Consider the following 15332-nt stretch of genomic DNA (forward strand, 5'->3'; position numbering starts at 1 on the left):
GCAGCGAGCACCGTGGATGTTTTGGCCTGCGCATTTCAGTGACAGTGCACGTCCGGTGCCGCTGTCCCCGCGCTCACCGGGTCCTCGGGTAGCGCAGCGCCGACACGGTCGGTGATCGCGCCTGCCGAATGGGCTATCCGTCCCCCGACCAGCGTGACCTCCGCATGCTGCTTCAACAGCTCTTGAGGTGCGTGCTGGTGGGAGTAGAGGTCGTCGGACCACACCACCAGGTCAGCCAGCATGCCCTCCGCTATCCGCCCGCGGTCGCGCTCCGCGTGCCAGGCCCGCGCTCCGTGCACCGTGTAAGCCGCCAGCGCCCGGTCCAGGTCGACGCGTTCGTCAGGAGTCCAGGGCGCAGACCCGTCGAGACGTGCACGCGTCGCCGCGGAGTAGACACCGACCAGGGGATCCATCTCGCCGACCTGCCAGTCGCTGGAAAACGCCACGGTCGCGCCAGAATCGAGCAGGCTGCGAAACCGCCAGGCGCGGTCCCAGCGTTGTTCGCCGACGTTATCCATCCAGGTGCCGGCCACCAGATCGGGCGAGCAGTGCCGCGGCTGCATGGCAGCGGTCACGCCAAGGGCATGAAAACGCGGTAGATCCTCGGGGTGCAGGCACTCGACGTGGACGATGCCGTGTCGACGGTCCACCGTGCGGTTGGTCCGGGCAGCGTCCTCGATGGCATCCAGTGTGAGCCGGATGCCCGCATCACCGGTGGCGTGGGTGTGCGTCTGGAAACCCATCCGGTCGAGTTCGCCCATCACGCTGATGAGTTCGCGCCCTGGATAACTGGGACGCCCCCGCACGCCGGGCCGATTGGCGTAATCGTCGAGCATCAGCGCGGTATGCGGCTCGATGACATCGTCTGCGTAGAGCTTGACCGGGCCGAGCCGCAGCATCGGATCGGCCACCGCACCGTCGACGGCGTCGCGCAGACGCTGCCGAAACGCACCGTCGGCTCCGACGGGGTGGAACAGCGCCGCAATCACCCGCGACGTGAGAACCCCTTCTGCGAGGGCGCGCTGGAACAACGAGAGTTCCGCCAGCGGCACCTGGGGTTCGACGACCGTGGTGATACCGAGCGCCGTGGCCATCCGCATGCTCGACTGCAGCTTGCGGTATCGCCGCTCCGGTGAGTACATCGGAATGTCGCGCTGCAGCGCGGCCAGGCCCGCTTCTGTCATTGCGCTGGTGTAGAAGTCGGTCACCCAGCCGGTCGGTTCACCGGTGTCCTCATCGCGTTCGGGCCTGCCCCACGCGATGTCGGTGCCACTGGCAATGCCGAGCAACGCCAGTGCCGAACGGTTCAGCCACACCGAATGCTGGTCGTAGGTGGTGACGAAGATCGGCTTGTCGGTCAGGCCGTCGAGGTCGGCGAAATTGGGCCTGCGGCCCTCGACGATCGAGTACACCGCATTCTCGGCGCAAATCCAGTCGAGATCGGTTCTGCGCGTGGCGAATTCGGCGATGCGCATGCGCACCTCGGCCAGGGTGTGAGCCCCTTCGAGTGAGACCGCGTCGTCGTCGAAGCCGAGCAGCAGGTGGTTGTGACTGTCGATGATGCCGGGCGTGACCAACCGGCCCGTTGCGTCGATACGGCGACTGGCGGACGGCGCGTCGGCCGTGGTTCCGACGTAGCTGATCAGTCCGTCGGTGATGCCGACCGCTTCGGCCCACGGTGTGGTGTCGTCGAAGGTGCGTACGCGCGCCCCGGTGATGAGCAGATCGGTCATTGTCCGTCCTCGTCTGAAACCTCGAGCAGCAATAGATGGGTGCCTGCACGCGTGCGCAGGTAGCAGAAGTAGTAGAGAAACCCTGTCGCGATGATGCCGACCGCGATGCCCAGGCTCAGCCACTGGTTCGGATCGAGCAGTCCGAGCACGAAGATCGTGACGATGGCAATCAGCGCAACGATCGGGGGCAGCGGCCACAGCGGCATCAGGTAACCGGTCCTGCCGGACTTGCGTCGCATGACAATCGCCGACAGCGCGATGAAGCCGTAGCTGAAGGCCAGGGTCGAGCCGGTGGCGTTGAGCAGCACGTTCATCGGAATCAGGCAGCCGGCGACCGCGAGCACGCCCATCACGATGGTGGCCACCCACGGCATCTTCGCTGTGGCCGACACCCGGGTCAGCGGCGCGGCGATCGCTGCGGGCATGGCTTGGTCGCGCGCGGCGGCGAACAGCAGTCGTCCGGACTGCAATGCGATGGCGATGATGGCGTTGACGATCGCCAGCGCGATGGACACCAGGACGAAGACGGCGACGGCATGCCCGGCGCGCTCGTCGAGGAACGCCTCGACGGGAAGGTCCGCACTGAACAGGTCGCCGAGCGAGTTGGTGCCGAGCAGGATGGCGGCCAGCGGAATGATCTCCGCGAGGATGGTGATGACCGCACTCCACAGCACGGCCCTGGCGATGGTGCGGCGCGCATTCTTGGTTTCTTCGGCGAAGTACACGGCGCCGCCATATCCGTTGAACGAGAAGATGCCCTGGGTCACCGCGATCACCAGCCCCGCGATACCCAACGGCGCCAATCCCCCGGTCGCCGCGTCGATGGCCTGCGGGCTCAGCAGCGCGGTGAGCGGGCGCTCGATATGCACCAGACCCAGCACGGTGAGCAACCCCAACGCCGCCATCTCGACGAACAGAAACGCTCCTGTCACCCACGCGTTGGCGCGAATGTTCAGGCATGCCGTCGCCGTGGCGAGAATCGTCACCACGACCGCTGTCCATACCGGGTCGAGGCCGCCGATCGCGACGCCGAGATAGTCCGCGACGCCGAGGGCGAACACCGCCACGATCAGCGGCAAGGTGACCAGACCGACGAAGAAGATCGCGACGCCCGCCGCAGGTCCGAGGGTACGGCTGACCAGTGAGTAGTCCCCGCCGGCGACCGGGTGGCGCGATGCCAACTCGGCGTAGCAGTAGGCGATGAGCAGGCTGATCACACCCGCGATGGCGAATCCCCAGAACACGCCGGTGCCGTAGGTCGCCAACGCCGCCCCGCCGAGCACGAAGACACTCGACGCCGGCGAGATGCCTGACAACGTGATCAGGACGTTTCCACCGACGCCGAGCGATCGCGACAGCGTCCCTTCGTAGGTGGCCGACGCGGCGGCGGCTTCGGGTTCAGCTGCCGGCGGCAGCGTGCTCGGATGCGACATCGAGGTCTCGATTTCATCGGGAGGCCTGGCCTCAATAATTCTTTGACGTTACTGTCAAGGAATGATGTGCAGGCTCGCACGTGACGTGGATTACTGTCAACCCCATGGCCCGACCCCGTAACCAGGGAGCTCGGCGGCAGGCCCTCATCGAGGCGACGTACACCGCCGGCCAGAAGCGCGGATTGCGGTCGCTGTCCCTTACCGACGTCGCCGAGCAGGCCGGCCTGAGCCGGGGCACGGTGTTGTACTACTACGGCGACCTCGACGGGTTACTCGTCGAGGCACACTCGGCGGGCGTTGAGCGGTTCTGTGATGATCGCGACCGCCTGATCGCCGAGACCACCGATCCCCGCGGCCAACTGGAGACGGCGATCCGGGCCGGCTTGCCCAGCGGCCCCGATGATGCGCTCATGCGCCTGCTGTACGAATTCGACTTCCTGGCAGGCAATTCCGCGCTCCATGACGAGCTGGTGCAGAAAATGTATCTGCGGCAGCTGGACACCTACCGCGGCATCTTCACCGCGGGACGACGGTCGGGGGCATTCACCCCCGCGCTCGACGACGACCAACTCGCGATGACATTCGTGGCCCTTGAGGATGCCTACGGGTTGCACATCGTCGGCGGCAACGCCCTGATGACGGTAGAAACGGCGGTGGACGCCATGCACGCTGTGGCGCGAGAACTGGGTTGTCCCCCAACGCACGTTACGGCCGAACGCTGAGCCATCCCGGCACGGCGCAATTCCCCGGCGCGAAGCGCGATACTCGATAGCCCAGTGCCGCTACAGTGGCGGTTCACCACGCTGACCAGCTTGAAAGACAGGACCCGAATGGCCCACATCCGCATGGCTTCCACCGTATTCGCCCTGGGCGTCGTCGTGTCAACGTTGTCTGCCGGTTCGGCCTGGGCCGGCGGGCCCGACGGCGTGGTCGAAGGCGGTGATGATCTCTCTCGGGCCGTCGGATCCGGCGTGCTCGACGGAGCGCTTGCCGGCTTTTCCGCGGCAGGCCCCACCAACGAGGCCGCCTCAGCGGCCGTGATCGCCGCGTGCCAGCAGGCGGGCGCCGACCAGTGCAGCCGCGACGAGGTCACCAACGACAATCTGTGTGTAGTGTCCGTCGGCGCCAGCGACGACAGCGGAATCGTCTCCGGCGGCGCAGGACCGACGATCGAGGCTGCCCGTGCTGATGCGTTCGCTCATTCCCAGGACGCCGATGCGCCCCTCGACCCGGGCGCTCGGATTCTGGTCTCGGTCTGCCCGTCATGACGCGGGTTCGGGTCGCACAACACATTCGTAGCAACGAGAAGATCGGTATGAGCATGCGCGGAAAAAGTTCACTGCTGACGGTGGCTGTGGTTGCGGCAGCAATGATTTCGGCCCCCGTGGCCACCGGTGCCGGACAGACCTGTGTCGATGCGGGCAGCCATGTCAGGTGCGAGACCAGTGGCAGCGTGTCAATCAAGGCCGTCCCCCAGTCGCGCGCTCCTCACGTTGGGGAGATCACGCCCAGGCGCGGGGACAATCGCCGCGGCCTGATCTGGAGCTGGTAAACGCAACTCCCGACGTCACCGAGCGGTGAACGTGATCCGCGAGAGCATGCGATCACGCAGCGTCAGGGTGTGCAGCAGAATCGCACTGACGTGCGCTGCGATCGCTGCGACCAGCAGATAAGCCAGTACCGAATGTGTCTGGCGCAGAATAAAAAAGGTGTCAGCGTCGAACGGTGCGATACCGGGTAGTCGGACCAGCCCGAAGACGACGACGGGTCGGCCGGCGGCCGATTCCATCGCCCAGCCGATCAGTGGCTGCACCAGCAGCAGCCCGTACATGGCCAGTTCCGACCCGACGACCAGCTTGTGTTCCAGCGGCCCGACGGTTTCCGGTAGCCGTGGAGTTCGGTGAGTGAACCGGTTGGCGGCGCGGGCGAGAGTGATAGCCAGGATCGTGATGCCGAGCGTCACGTGCACGCTGATCAGTGCAGCATAGGAGCTCAGCGAGTTGACCATGACGAAACCCACCAGCAGCGTGGTGAATACCAGTGTGGCGGTGACCCAGTGAAAGATGCGGGTGCGCAATGGGTATCGCTGGATGTTGGTCTTGGTCTTAGTCTTAGTCTTAGTCTTAGTCGCGGTCATGGTGTCACCGCATCGACCTGTACCGCTGACGGTGCAGCGGACTCGCCGGTGCGCAACCTATAGGACGCCGCGTACACCGATGACCGTGCGCTCAGCAGCGGGTCATCGGAGGGTTCGATGCCGGCCGGCAGGACCAGTGGGTCGAAATTGACGTCGCGGGCGTTACCCGGCTCTTCGGTTTCGGCGGCGTCCAGGGTCAAGGTTCCGGCCTCGATCACGCGTCGGTCGGCGGGCCACGGCAGGGTGGCATCATTCACCGGATCCGACGGTTCGCCGACGATCAGGTGCAGCTTCCACTGCACCGGGCCGGTGCGTAACTGCCGCACCAGCGCGTCGAACAGCGCGTTGTGGCCCCCGGGTGCTGCCGGCAGGGCGGTTTGGCTGGGCACGAAGACCCATCGCACTGGCGTGTGCGTCCCGGAGGCGCCGATAAAGAAGAATGTGTTGAGACCAGCGAAGGTGCTATCAGCGAAACCTGTTGTCGGGGGGTGCTTTTTGATGATGGCCGTGGCGGCAACCGTCTCTGGGTGGGCGGCGTTGAAGCGGGCCATCGCGTCAGGGTCGGGCTTGCCGGTAGCGGCGTCAACCTTCGAGGCGAGCAACCGGTCGTAGAAACCTTGCGGGGAGTTATCCAGGAAGACCGGTGTATTCAGGGTGGCGGTGCGCCACTGGTCGCGACCGGGAAATCCGAACGCCAAACCGAGGCCACGCGCCACCGACGGCGTGTCGGCGACCGATGGGTTTCCTCCAGCGAGGGAGAACCGCCCGGTCACCGGCGTCCGACCCGGCGCAAAGACCACGGCCGTGGACAGTTCGGCACCGTTGCCGTTGCTGTCGAAGAAGCCCGTCACCGCAACGCCTTTGGCGTGGTTCCTGCGGAATCCAGGGTGGGTACCGAAGACGGTACGGAATCCGTCAATGAACGTCTGGCGGGTCAAGGTCGCACGAGAGCCGATCCAATTATTGGCATAGGCGACGGCGCCAAGGTCCACGGCCACGAAGGCGCCCACCGCCCCCAACCCGGCCAGAATGGCGCGTCGACTCAACGGGGTGCCGCGCCAGTTCAGGCCCGGTGGGTGCTCCGGCATCAGGTGGCGACCTTTCGGCATCCGAGGGCGGTGTCTGGGCGCGGGAGACGTACCCGCTGCCAGAATCGTCGTCGCGCCCGCCCGCAGCGGCATCACTGCTAGCAGCCAACGACCTATACCGGCTAGCAGGTATGGCTAGCCCGTCACCAGCAGGTGGGCGGTCACCGCCGCGCGTAGCTGGGCAGAATCGACCTGGTTGCCCTGCAGTGGTATCGAGGCGGCGACGAACTCGTCGGGCCGAATCAGGTAGATCCGGTCGGGACGCAGCCGTGCCTGCGGGTCGGGGCCGAAGTCGGTCGGCCCGATTATCCAATCCGGGACGGTGGGCGGCGCCACCTCCCCAGCCCCGTAGGTGTGCAGCTGCCAATTCATGGCCCGCAGCGCCTCCTGGTTGCCATCCACGGGTGGCACGCCCACCGGTGGCACGCGACGGCCCACGACGGGATCCTGCGCCCACACCGGCACATCGTTATCGTCGGTGAAGTGGTAGTGAATGCGGTACTGCCCTAGCAGTCCGCCGACGTGCGAACCGGCTTTCGTATTGCTGATCAGCGGAACGACTTTGCCCCACGGGCCACCGACGAGTTTGCGGAACAACGCTGCCCCCGGGGTGCGACGACCGACGAACCCGAAAGCACGATCGGTGACGTTGATGAGTTTCAGCGCGACGGGCCGGCGTTCACGTTCGTAGCGATCCAGCGCCTGCGACTGGACTCGGCCTTGCGCCACGTCAGCCAACAACATGGCCAGGTTGTGCGCGTCCTGCAAGCCGGTGTTCATGCCTTGCCCCCCGACCGGGGAATGTACATGGGCGGCGTCGCCGGCAAGGAACACCGAACCCACCCGAAACTTGGTGGCGACGCGATGATGGACCCGGTAGGTGGAGAACCAATCGACCGCGCCGTGCGTCAGACCGAACTCAGCATCTGCCGCGGCTAGCGCCTCGTCCTGGGTGATCTGATCCTTGGGGGCCAAGGCGACGAATCGCGTATGTCCGCCGGGCCCGAGAGGGAAGAGTATGGCGAACGTGGTGTTGCCGAATCGTATGTTCATCGATCCGTTGGGCACGCCGCGCACGTCGTGGACATCGGCGACCCAGAACGTCGCTTCGTCGGTCGTGCCGTCGAAGGGCACATTCAATGCCCGCCGCACCGCCGAGGATGCTCCGTCAGCGCCGATGCACCACCTGGCCCGAATCCTGATCAGCGCTCGGTCGCCCTCGGACTCGACGAGTGCTTCCACCCGGCCATCCGGTTCGCGCGTGTTGTCCGCCAGATCGATCAGCCGGTGCCGCCACCGAATGTCGCCGCCCTCGGCGCTCAGCGTCTCACTCAGAAGTTGCTCATTGCGGCTCTGTTCGAAGATCTGCAGACCGCCAAATCGAGTGGCAGAAGCCATCATTCGCGCGATGTCGGGTCCAGCCGCGGTGACAGATGAGCCGATGCGCATTGTCGTCGCCGGAAAGGCGCCGGCCAGCACCGTCTCCGCGAGCCCCAGCTGGTCATAGATTTCCATGGTGCGCGCCTGCACAGCCAATGCCTTGGATTCCCGCGTCGGACCGGCCTTGCGATCGATGACCACCGTGGCCACGCCCCGGCGGGACAGCACCAAACCGGCCATCAAACCGGTCGGACCCGCTCCGACCACCAACACCTCGGTGTCCACCACCGGAATATCGTCGACACGTATCTCTGCAGCGGTCATGTCGTCCACTCCCCAACGATTGCGTGAAACTGCTATACAGACTACGTTAGGTCATGTGTCAGATCCTGTAAAGCGCGGCGATGACAGCATCGTGGGGGCCGACCTGGTCGCCGCCGCCCTGCGAGCCGCCGAAGCCGTCGGCAGAGACGTCGCGGACGTTCCGGTCTCCGCCATCGCCAGCGAGGCGGGAATCTCGCGAAGCACGTTGTTACGCCGGCTGGGCGGATCCCGCGCCGCGTTGGATGCCGCAGTGCGCACCGCAGGCGTGGACCCGGGAGGCCAGCCTCCGGTGCGGATCCGTGCGGTGGATGCTGCAGCCGCGTTGATCAGCGAATCTGGCCTTGCTACAGCTACTTTGGAAGCTATTGCCATCAGGGCCGAGTGCTCGGTATATAGCCTGCACGCTGCATTCGGTGGCCGCGACGGGCTGATGGGCGCCGTATTCGAACAGCACAGCCCCATCCACGACTTCGAGAAGTTCTTCGGTGAGCCGCACGGAGATCTGCGCTCCACTGTCCAGGCGTTCTACCGGGTGATGGCCCAGGCACTCAGCCGCGAACCCCGCGTGATGCCGGCCCTGTTCTCCGAGACGTTCGCACGGCCCGATAGCCCGGCCACGGAATCCCTGGTTGGACATGCCGGACCCCGGATGCTCGGCGTGCTGGGCCAGTGGCTGGCAGCGCAGATTCATGCCGGACACATCCGCGATCTGCCCGCACCCCTACTAGCGCAACAACTTATCGCGCCCATGGCCTTCCACCTGTTCACCCGACCCGCCGCCCAGAAGACACTGCCGTTACCCGATATCGACACCGTCTGCGACGTGTTCGCTGATACCTTCGTGCGCGCCGTCGGGGTCCACCCGCTCGCCGAACGGTCCACGTCACCACACGGGTAGGTTTGTACCGGTGGACCACGCACACGATGACAGGGCCGACGCCAGCACGCTGACCGGAGTCTCGGAAACCGCGTTGTTGACGCTCAACGGCAGGGCACATCAAGCCCGCCACCCGAAGGCCATCATCACCGACCCGATGGCGATCCGACTCGTCGATGCCATCGACTTCGACTTCGACAAGTTCGGCCGCAAAGGTCAGGAAATGGCTTTGCGATCACTGGCCTTCGACCGCGCCGCAGCCCAGTACCTGTCCACGCATCCGTCCGCCACCGTCGTCGCGCTCGCCGAGGGCCTGCAAACCAGCTTCTGGCGCCTCAACAGCAGGCTACCCGATGCCGAATTCCGTTGGCTCACTGTCGATTTCCAGCCGATCATCGACCTGCGTGAACGCCTGCTGCCCACCTCTGCCCGGATCACCAACCTGGCTCAGTCGGCCCTGGACTTCGCGTGGATGGACAAGGTGGACGCCAGCAAAGGAGTCTTCATCACCGCTGAGGGTCTGCTGATGTATCTGCAACCCGAAGAATCGATGAGCCTGATCAGGGAGTGTGCCCGCCGTTTTCCTGGTGGTCAGATGATCTTCGATCTGCCGCCGGTCCTGGTGAAAAGACTCGCTCCGAACGGAATGCGGGCCAGCCGGCGGTACCGGGTTCCCCCGATGCCGTTCAGTCTGTCAGCGGCCCAACTGGCGGATTTGGCCAACACTGTGCCGGGGATCCGCGCCGTGCACGACTTGCCGATGCCGCGCGGCCGGGGCCTGGCGTTCGAGAAGATCTTTCCGGCGTTCTGGCAGTTCCCGCTGACGAAGCAATTTCGCGGCGCCTACACCTTGCTCGAATTCGGCTGAGCCTCGCACGACAGCAAGAGGAGTGACCCGTGGTCACGTTAGACCGCCTGGTCAATGTGCTGGGCAGTTATGGCGTCCGCTTGCGACACTGCCCTATCCCGCGGTCCACTGAGCTGGGCAGCGTCATCCTGCACGAGGTGACCGACGAGCGCACCGTCCTCGGTGACGTGCTGTTGGGCATCGGCGCACGGACCGTCGAGGAAGCCGTGCAGTGGGCAACCTCGGCGCGTGCGGTCGTCGTGTTGATGCGCGGTGACGACGATGACACCGGGTTCACCGGTCTCGACGACGGCGTCGCGGTCATGCTGGTTGACCCGGCCGTGTCGTGGAGCGAGTTGGCGGCGATTACCTATGGGCTGGTCTTGGAGGGACGGGAGACCGAATCCGGCCGTGGCCCAACGGATCTCTTCGCACTTGCCGACAGCTTGGCGGAGGCGACCGGTGGCGCGGTGACAATTGAGGACGGCCGTTGCCGGGTGATGGCCTACTCGAAGTTGCAGCAACACGCCGACCCGGCCCGGGTGGCCACCATCGTCAACCGTCAAGCACCGGAAAATTTGCGAATGTTCTTCGCAGACCATGGGGTCTTCGCACACCTGGAGGCGTCCGAGGATCCGCTGTTCGTCCCCGAGAACACCGGGCTGGGCCTGACTGGGCGCATGGTGGTCGCGGTGCGCTCGGGGCGAGAGCTGATGGGATCTGTGTGGGTCGCGTGCTCGGCGCCGCTGAACGGTGCGGCGCGCGCTGCGTTGACCGACGGCGCCCGCACCGTTGCGCTGCACCTGCTGCGGTCGCGCGCCAGCGCCGACCTGGAGCGCCAGGTTGAGTCCGAACTTGTGATGCGGCTGCTTGAGGGCACCGCCGACGCTGACACCGCGGCCAGCCGACTTGGTCTGCAGCACAACCAGTTACGGGTGATCGCACTGCAGGCATTTCTCGGTGCCGAACGTGATGCCGCACTGCTGTTGGCGTTTGAACGCGCCACCACCGGCTTCGGTTGGTCACGACCCGGACGCAGCGCGCTGGCAGGCAACACCGTGTACACGCTGCTCCCTGGCGCGACCGCAGACACCGCCCGGCGCTGGGTCAGCGGTCTACGTGCGGCACTACCCGAGGGACTGACCGTCGCGGCCGGCATCAGTGGCGCCGCACTCGCGACGGAGCTCCCTACCGCGCGCGACGAGGCCGACGAGTGCCTGGCGTTGCGGCTGAGTTCCGGCTCCATCGCCTGGCCCCCGGCCTATGACGAGTCGTGGGACGACATCCTGTTGCAGCGGCTACGCACGGCCGCGCGTTCGGGTCGGTCCCCCGACCGGGGCCCGGTGGCCGAGCTGCGGCGCCACGACCGGGCCAACGCCACCGAGTACGTGGCGACCCTGCAGGCGTGGTTGGAGGCTCAAGGCGATCCCACCGAGGCCGGTGTGCGGCTGGGTGTGCACGAAAACACCGTGCGATACCGGCTGCGCAAGATGTCCGAGATCACCCACTTGCAACTCGACGACGCCAAAAAGCGACTCGCCATGATGATCGAGCTGGCGGCCGCCGACAGCGACTGAACCGCGTTGTCCGATCGCCACAACAAACCGGGTCGCGGTTGTCCTGGCGGTCCAAACCATCCCGTGACCAGCCACACCACCATGGGGACGACAGTCCGAGTGCGAAGTGTGGAGGCATGTGATGAACGGCGTCGAGCGGATGGACGGCGGGCCGCGATCGGCCATCGTGGTCGGTGCGGGCATCGTCGGGTTGTCGACCGCGTGGTTCCTGCAGGAACGCGGCCTCGAGGTCACGGTGGTGGACCGCACCGGGGTCGCCGCCGGCGCCTCCTGGGGTAACGCCGGGTGGATCGCGCCGACGCTCACCCTTCCGCTGAACTCCCCCGGCGTGCTGCGTTACGGGCTGCGGTCCCTGCTCGACCCCGCCGCACCGTTGCACATCCCGCTGACAGCGGACGCCGGGCTGGCACGTTTCCTGCTCCAGTTCGCAGCCAACTGTCGGCGCTCCTCGTGGAACCGGGCGGTGCGGGCCAACATGCCGCTCAACGAGGAATGCATCGAAGCGTTCGACGTGCTCGTCGCCAACGGAGTCAACGCGCCGGTGACCGACGCCCCGATCACCGCGGTCTTCCGCACCCCCGATGCCGCAGAGCGCATGCTGGCCGACCTTCGTCAGCTGGAACTCGCCGGGCAGGAGGTCTCCGTCACCGAATTATCGGGTGCTGCGCTGCGCGAACACGTACCGCTGGCGTCTTCGGCCATCACCGCTGCACTGAACATCAACGGCCAGCGTTTCATCGATCCGGGCCGCTTCGTCGTTGCGCTCGGCGACGCCGTTGCCGCCCGGGGCGCCACGATGCGCACACTGCAGGTCACCGACGTGTTGCCCTTTGGACGTGGTGTCACGATTCACTCACGCGGCGACGATATGCCGTTGACCGCGGACACCGCGGTCATCGCGACCGGCGCGTGGTTGTCACGGCTGGCGCGCCGACGCGCACGGGTGCCGGTGCGGGCCGGCCGCGGATACTCGTTCACGGTGCCCGTCGACCGCCCCCTTCCCGGCCCGATCTACCTGCCGGAGGCCAGGGTCGCGTGTACGCCTTACCAGGGCGTCCTGCGAGTCGCGGGCACGATGGAGTTCCGCGGACCCGACGAGCCGGCAGTTGCGGAACGGGTCGGTGCCATCGTGGCTGCCGCGAGTCCACTTCTGGACGGGGTGCGGTGGGCTGAGCGCACCGACACGTGGGTCGGCCCGCGCCCCATCACACCGGACGGCCGCCCGCTGATCGGCGAGTTGTCCCGCGGTCTGTATGTGGCTGGCGGACATGGCATGTGGGGGCTGGCGCACGGCCCGGTGACCGGACGCCTGTTGGCTGAATACATCACCACCGGTAAGCAACCGGAAGCGCTGCGCGATTTCGACCCACAACGCCGACCCGGCCGCTGACCCACCTGCCACCTGCCGGACCCGCGCACGCACTACTTTCCCCCAGTCGTCAGGGGCGGCGCTCTGCATTGACCCGCCCCTGACGGCAATCCCCTACACGCGAAGGCTTGTGCTGAAAATGACTGAAAGTAAGGGTATTTGGATGACACCGCAGGCACGCACTCGCCTGCAGGCTGAACTGGTCGTCCTGCGTTCGCATTCCGGCACGGACGTCGGCGACGACCCAGCCGTGGACAACGCCGCCAGGAAGGCACGGATCGGTGACATTGCGCACCTGCTGACCAACGCCCTCGTCGGGGAGGACCCACCCGACGATGGCGTCGCAGAGCCCGGCATGGTTCTGACCGTCCGTTACGACGACACCGGCGAGGTCGAAACATTCTTGCTCGGCGTCCGCGGCGCCGAAGATGCTGGAATGGAGGTGTATTCGATGCAGTCACCGCTGGGCAGTGCGATCGCCGGAGCACGCCCGGGCGAACAACGCACCTGTTCCATCCCCAGTGGGGCTGATCTGCCCGTCACGCTGCTCACGGCCGCGCCGTACGGCAGCCACGACTCGATATCCCGTGTCCGATCCACCGCTTAGTGCGGGCCAAATCATGGAAGGAACTGGCATGCGTACGCCAACACGAGTCTGGATTTCGGTACAAGCCCACCAACGACTGCATCGAGAACTCGATACCCTGCATTTTCTGTTCTCCAACGGAGTCGCCGATGACGACGCCGACGAAAACGCCAATGCGGTCCGGCGCGCGTGGGCGCACCGCATTCAGCAGATCCACGATCTACTGATCAACGCTGTGGTCGGCGAGGATCCGCCCGACGATGGGATCGCCGAACCTGGCATGGTCGTCTCTGTCCGCTACGACGCCACCGGCGATACCGACACCTTTTTACTGGGGGTGCATGACGCCGACTACGCCGATATGGCGGTGTACCCCATCACATCCGGGTTAGGCGCGGCCATTGCAGGCGCATGCCCCGGTGAGGGTCGCACCTACCGCCTGTCCGACGGCGCCACCCTGGCTGTCACGGTGCTCAAGGTACTGCCCTATGGCCTCCAGCACGCCGAGTTGGGTCAGCGCAGCGCGGCTTGCGTGCCCTCATAGCGCAAGCCGAGCTAAATGATGGGAAGTTCGCCGCCGTCGACGACCAGGCTGGTGCCGGTGACCCATTGCGCTCGGTCCGAGGCGAGGTAGGCGACGGCCTCGGCGATGTCGCGCGGGTCTCCGGGACGCCCCAGCGGGATACCCGCTGTGGTGTCGGCGAGCGAGACGCCCATCGAATCGGCGAAGTCCTGGCGGATGGCGTCGGCGCCCGGGGTGAGCACGTTGCCGGGCACGATCGTGGTGACGCGGATACCGGCCGGCGCGAGTTCGGCAGCGAGCGCCTTGCTGTAGGCGTTGAGCGCGGCCTTGGCGGCACCATAGTGGGCCAACGGCGGTGCGGGTGTGAGCGCCGCTCCCGATGAGATGTTCACGATCACGCTGCCTGCTCCGGCTTCGCGCAGCGCCGGCAAGAGCGCGTTGTTGACCCTGACGGCGGAGAGATAGTTGAGGTGCAGCGCGTCGAGCCATTCCTCATCGGGGATCGTTGAGATGCCACCGACGTGGGCGCGTGCGGCCGCAGCGTTGTTGACCGCGATGTCAACGCCGCCCAGTTCGTTGAGCGCAGCCGCGGCGAACGCCTGCACGCCCGCGAGCGTACTGATGTCGCCGTGGATGAAGGTGGCCGCCTTCGGCGTCTCGTCGGTGGCGTTGCGTGCCGTGGTGACAACGGTCGCGCCGCCGTCGAGTAGCCGCTGGACGATGGCCGCGCCGATTCCGCGCGAACCTCCCGTGACGACCGCGCGCTTGCCGGAGAACTCAGAGGGGTCAGACGCTGGGGTTGTGAACATACGGTCCACTATACGGATTTTGGACCGAACGTCCAGAATTGCGTACGCTTGCGGAATGGCACGACCGCGCAAGTTCGACGAGCACGAGGTGATGGTCGCTGCGCGTCAGCTGTTCAATGAAACCGGGTATCACGGCACCTCGGTGGAGGATCTCTCCCGAGTGACGGGGCTCAGTAAGGGCAGTCTCTACGGCGCGTTCGGCGACAAGGAGGCGTTGTTTCAGCGGATTTTCGAGGATTATTGCGCGGGCGCCGAGGAGGGTGTCGCCGCACTGCTGGAAGGCCCGGACGATCAGGCGCTGGACCGCATTCGCAACTGGCTGACGTCACCGGAGGGCTGCACCGACCGGCGAGGTTGCCTGTTGGCAAAGGCGACCGCCGAACTGGCGTGGGAGAACGACGCCATCGCGGCACGGTCGCTCGCGGCGTACGAGACGCTGCTGGAGAGCTGTCGCCACCTTGTCGAGCAGGCTCAGCGTGCGGGGCATCTTGATCCGGCCGCCGACGCCGCGGTGCTCGGCGGGCTGATCCTGACGACGCATCGTGGGCTCGAGGCGCTCGCCAAGGCGGGGGTCGACGCTCAGACGAGGAACGGCATCGCCAACGCCATGATCGACACCATCGCGCTCACTCCAAGGCGCGCGTAAGCG

15 protein-coding genes are annotated in these 15332 nt (G+C 66.2%); 9 read left to right on the forward strand and 6 right to left on the reverse strand.

Going from position 1 to position 15332, the window contains the following annotated elements:
- Positions 1-35 precede the first annotated feature (35 nt).
- Positions 36-1733 (reverse strand): amidohydrolase, encoded by a 1698-nt coding sequence (locus ADBZ9O_RS24955; protein ID WP_526525709.1) that lies wholly within the window; start codon positions 1731-1733, stop codon positions 36-38.
- A complete protein-coding gene (locus ADBZ9O_RS24960) occupies positions 1730-3166 on the reverse strand; it encodes an amino acid permease (protein ID WP_526525710.1) in 1437 nt (478 codons plus the stop codon). Before ADBZ9O_RS24960 ends, ADBZ9O_RS24955 begins: the two co-directional genes overlap by 4 nt.
- Positions 3167-3270: 104 nt before the next feature.
- Between ADBZ9O_RS24960 and ADBZ9O_RS24965 the strand changes: the two genes are divergently transcribed.
- Together ADBZ9O_RS24965 and ADBZ9O_RS24970 are read left to right on the forward strand one after the other, a co-directional pair.
- Entirely contained in the window at positions 3271-3888 is a 618-nt protein-coding gene (locus ADBZ9O_RS24965; RefSeq protein WP_526525711.1) for a TetR/AcrR family transcriptional regulator, read from the forward strand.
- 123 nt (positions 3889-4011) lie between these two features.
- Positions 4012-4434, forward strand: a complete 423-nt coding sequence (locus tag ADBZ9O_RS24970; RefSeq protein ID WP_526525712.1) for a DUF4189 domain-containing protein — start codon at positions 4012-4014, stop codon at positions 4432-4434.
- A gap of 299 nt (positions 4435-4733) precedes the next feature.
- Here ADBZ9O_RS24970 and ADBZ9O_RS24975 read toward each other — a convergent pair whose 3' ends face one another.
- The 3 genes from ADBZ9O_RS24975 to ADBZ9O_RS24985 all read right to left on the reverse strand — a co-directional run bounded on the left by ADBZ9O_RS24975 (position 4734) and on the right by ADBZ9O_RS24985 (position 8095).
- Positions 4734-5303 (reverse strand): cytochrome b, encoded by a 570-nt coding sequence (locus ADBZ9O_RS24975; RefSeq protein ID WP_526525714.1) that lies wholly within the window; start codon positions 5301-5303, stop codon positions 4734-4736.
- On the reverse strand, positions 5300-6391 hold the full coding sequence (locus ADBZ9O_RS24980; protein ID WP_526525715.1) for a catalase family peroxidase: 1092 nt from the start codon (positions 6389-6391) through the stop codon (positions 5300-5302). The genes ADBZ9O_RS24975 and ADBZ9O_RS24980 overlap by 4 nt, the downstream gene beginning before the upstream one ends.
- A 135-nt stretch (positions 6392-6526) precedes the next feature.
- A complete protein-coding gene (locus ADBZ9O_RS24985) occupies positions 6527-8095 on the reverse strand; it encodes an FAD-dependent oxidoreductase (protein WP_526525717.1) in 1569 nt (522 codons plus the stop codon).
- A 91-nt stretch (positions 8096-8186) separates the two neighbouring features.
- On the opposite strand from ADBZ9O_RS24985, the gene ADBZ9O_RS24990 reads away from it, so the two are divergent.
- The 6 genes from ADBZ9O_RS24990 to ADBZ9O_RS25015 all read left to right on the forward strand — a co-directional run bounded on the left by ADBZ9O_RS24990 (position 8187) and on the right by ADBZ9O_RS25015 (position 13895).
- Positions 8187-8993 (forward strand): TetR/AcrR family transcriptional regulator, encoded by an 807-nt coding sequence (locus ADBZ9O_RS24990; RefSeq protein WP_526533470.1) that lies wholly within the window; start codon positions 8187-8189, stop codon positions 8991-8993.
- Positions 8994-9003: 10 nt separating this feature from the next.
- The gene (locus tag ADBZ9O_RS24995; protein WP_526525719.1) at positions 9004-9840 is read left to right on the forward strand and encodes a class I SAM-dependent methyltransferase; all 837 of its coding nucleotides are present in this window, start codon (positions 9004-9006) and stop codon (positions 9838-9840) included.
- 29 nt (positions 9841-9869) lie between these two features.
- Entirely contained in the window at positions 9870-11396 is a 1527-nt protein-coding gene (locus ADBZ9O_RS25000; protein ID WP_526525720.1) for a PucR family transcriptional regulator, read from the forward strand.
- Positions 11397-11517: 121 nt separating this feature from the next.
- Positions 11518-12786, forward strand: a complete 1269-nt coding sequence (locus tag ADBZ9O_RS25005) for an NAD(P)/FAD-dependent oxidoreductase (RefSeq protein ID WP_526525721.1) — start codon at positions 11518-11520, stop codon at positions 12784-12786.
- A gap of 118 nt (positions 12787-12904) precedes the next feature.
- Positions 12905-13372, forward strand: coding sequence for a GreA/GreB family elongation factor (locus ADBZ9O_RS25010; RefSeq protein ID WP_526525722.1), 468 nt, complete (start codon positions 12905-12907; stop codon positions 13370-13372).
- Positions 13373-13400: 28 nt separating this feature from the next.
- On the forward strand, positions 13401-13895 hold the full coding sequence (locus ADBZ9O_RS25015) for a GreA/GreB family elongation factor (protein ID WP_526525723.1): 495 nt from the start codon (positions 13401-13403) through the stop codon (positions 13893-13895).
- Between the two features lie 11 nt (positions 13896-13906).
- Here the strand turns inward: ADBZ9O_RS25015 and ADBZ9O_RS25020 are convergent, their stop codons facing one another.
- The gene (locus tag ADBZ9O_RS25020) at positions 13907-14683 is read right to left on the reverse strand and encodes an SDR family NAD(P)-dependent oxidoreductase (RefSeq protein ID WP_526525724.1); all 777 of its coding nucleotides are present in this window, start codon (positions 14681-14683) and stop codon (positions 13907-13909) included.
- 55 nt (positions 14684-14738) lie between these two features.
- Here ADBZ9O_RS25020 and ADBZ9O_RS25025 point away from each other — a divergent pair, with 55 nt between their 5' ends.
- Complete coding sequence (locus ADBZ9O_RS25025; protein WP_526525726.1) at positions 14739-15329, forward strand: TetR/AcrR family transcriptional regulator; 591 nt, start codon at positions 14739-14741, stop codon at positions 15327-15329.
- Positions 15330-15332: the final 3 nt, after the last annotated feature.

The sequence above is a fragment of the Mycobacterium sp. genome (genome assembly GCF_965229105.1).
GTDB lineage: Bacteria > Actinomycetota > Actinomycetes > Mycobacteriales > Mycobacteriaceae > Mycobacterium.

Bases quoted from the DNA above. Each gene is read 5' to 3' on its own strand.
- ADBZ9O_RS25020 (WP_526525724.1), bottom strand. From the start codon at position 14,683: ATGTTCACAACCCCAGCGTCTGACCCCTCTGAGTTCTCCGGCAAGCGC.
- ADBZ9O_RS25015 (WP_526525723.1), top strand. From the start codon at position 13,401: ATGCGTACGCCAACACGAGTCTGGATTTCGGTACAAGCCCACCAACGA.
- ADBZ9O_RS24960 (WP_526525710.1), bottom strand. From the start codon at position 3,166: ATGTCGCATCCGAGCACGCTGCCGCCGGCAGCTGAACCCGAAGCCGCC.
- ADBZ9O_RS25010 (WP_526525722.1), top strand. From the start codon at position 12,905: ATGACTGAAAGTAAGGGTATTTGGATGACACCGCAGGCACGCACTCGC.
- ADBZ9O_RS24965 (WP_526525711.1), top strand. From the start codon at position 3,271: ATGGCCCGACCCCGTAACCAGGGAGCTCGGCGGCAGGCCCTCATCGAG.
- ADBZ9O_RS24985 (WP_526525717.1), bottom strand. From the start codon at position 8,095: ATGACCGCTGCAGAGATACGTGTCGACGATATTCCGGTGGTGGACACC.
- ADBZ9O_RS25025 (WP_526525726.1), top strand. From the start codon at position 14,739: ATGGCACGACCGCGCAAGTTCGACGAGCACGAGGTGATGGTCGCTGCG.
- ADBZ9O_RS25005 (WP_526525721.1), top strand. From the start codon at position 11,518: ATGAACGGCGTCGAGCGGATGGACGGCGGGCCGCGATCGGCCATCGTG.
- ADBZ9O_RS24980 (WP_526525715.1), bottom strand. From the start codon at position 6,391: ATGCCGGAGCACCCACCGGGCCTGAACTGGCGCGGCACCCCGTTGAGT.
- ADBZ9O_RS24970 (WP_526525712.1), top strand. From the start codon at position 4,012: ATGGCTTCCACCGTATTCGCCCTGGGCGTCGTCGTGTCAACGTTGTCT.
- ADBZ9O_RS24975 (WP_526525714.1), bottom strand. From the start codon at position 5,303: ATGACCGCGACTAAGACTAAGACTAAGACTAAGACCAAGACCAACATC.
- ADBZ9O_RS24955 (WP_526525709.1), bottom strand. From the start codon at position 1,733: ATGACCGATCTGCTCATCACCGGGGCGCGCGTACGCACCTTCGACGAC.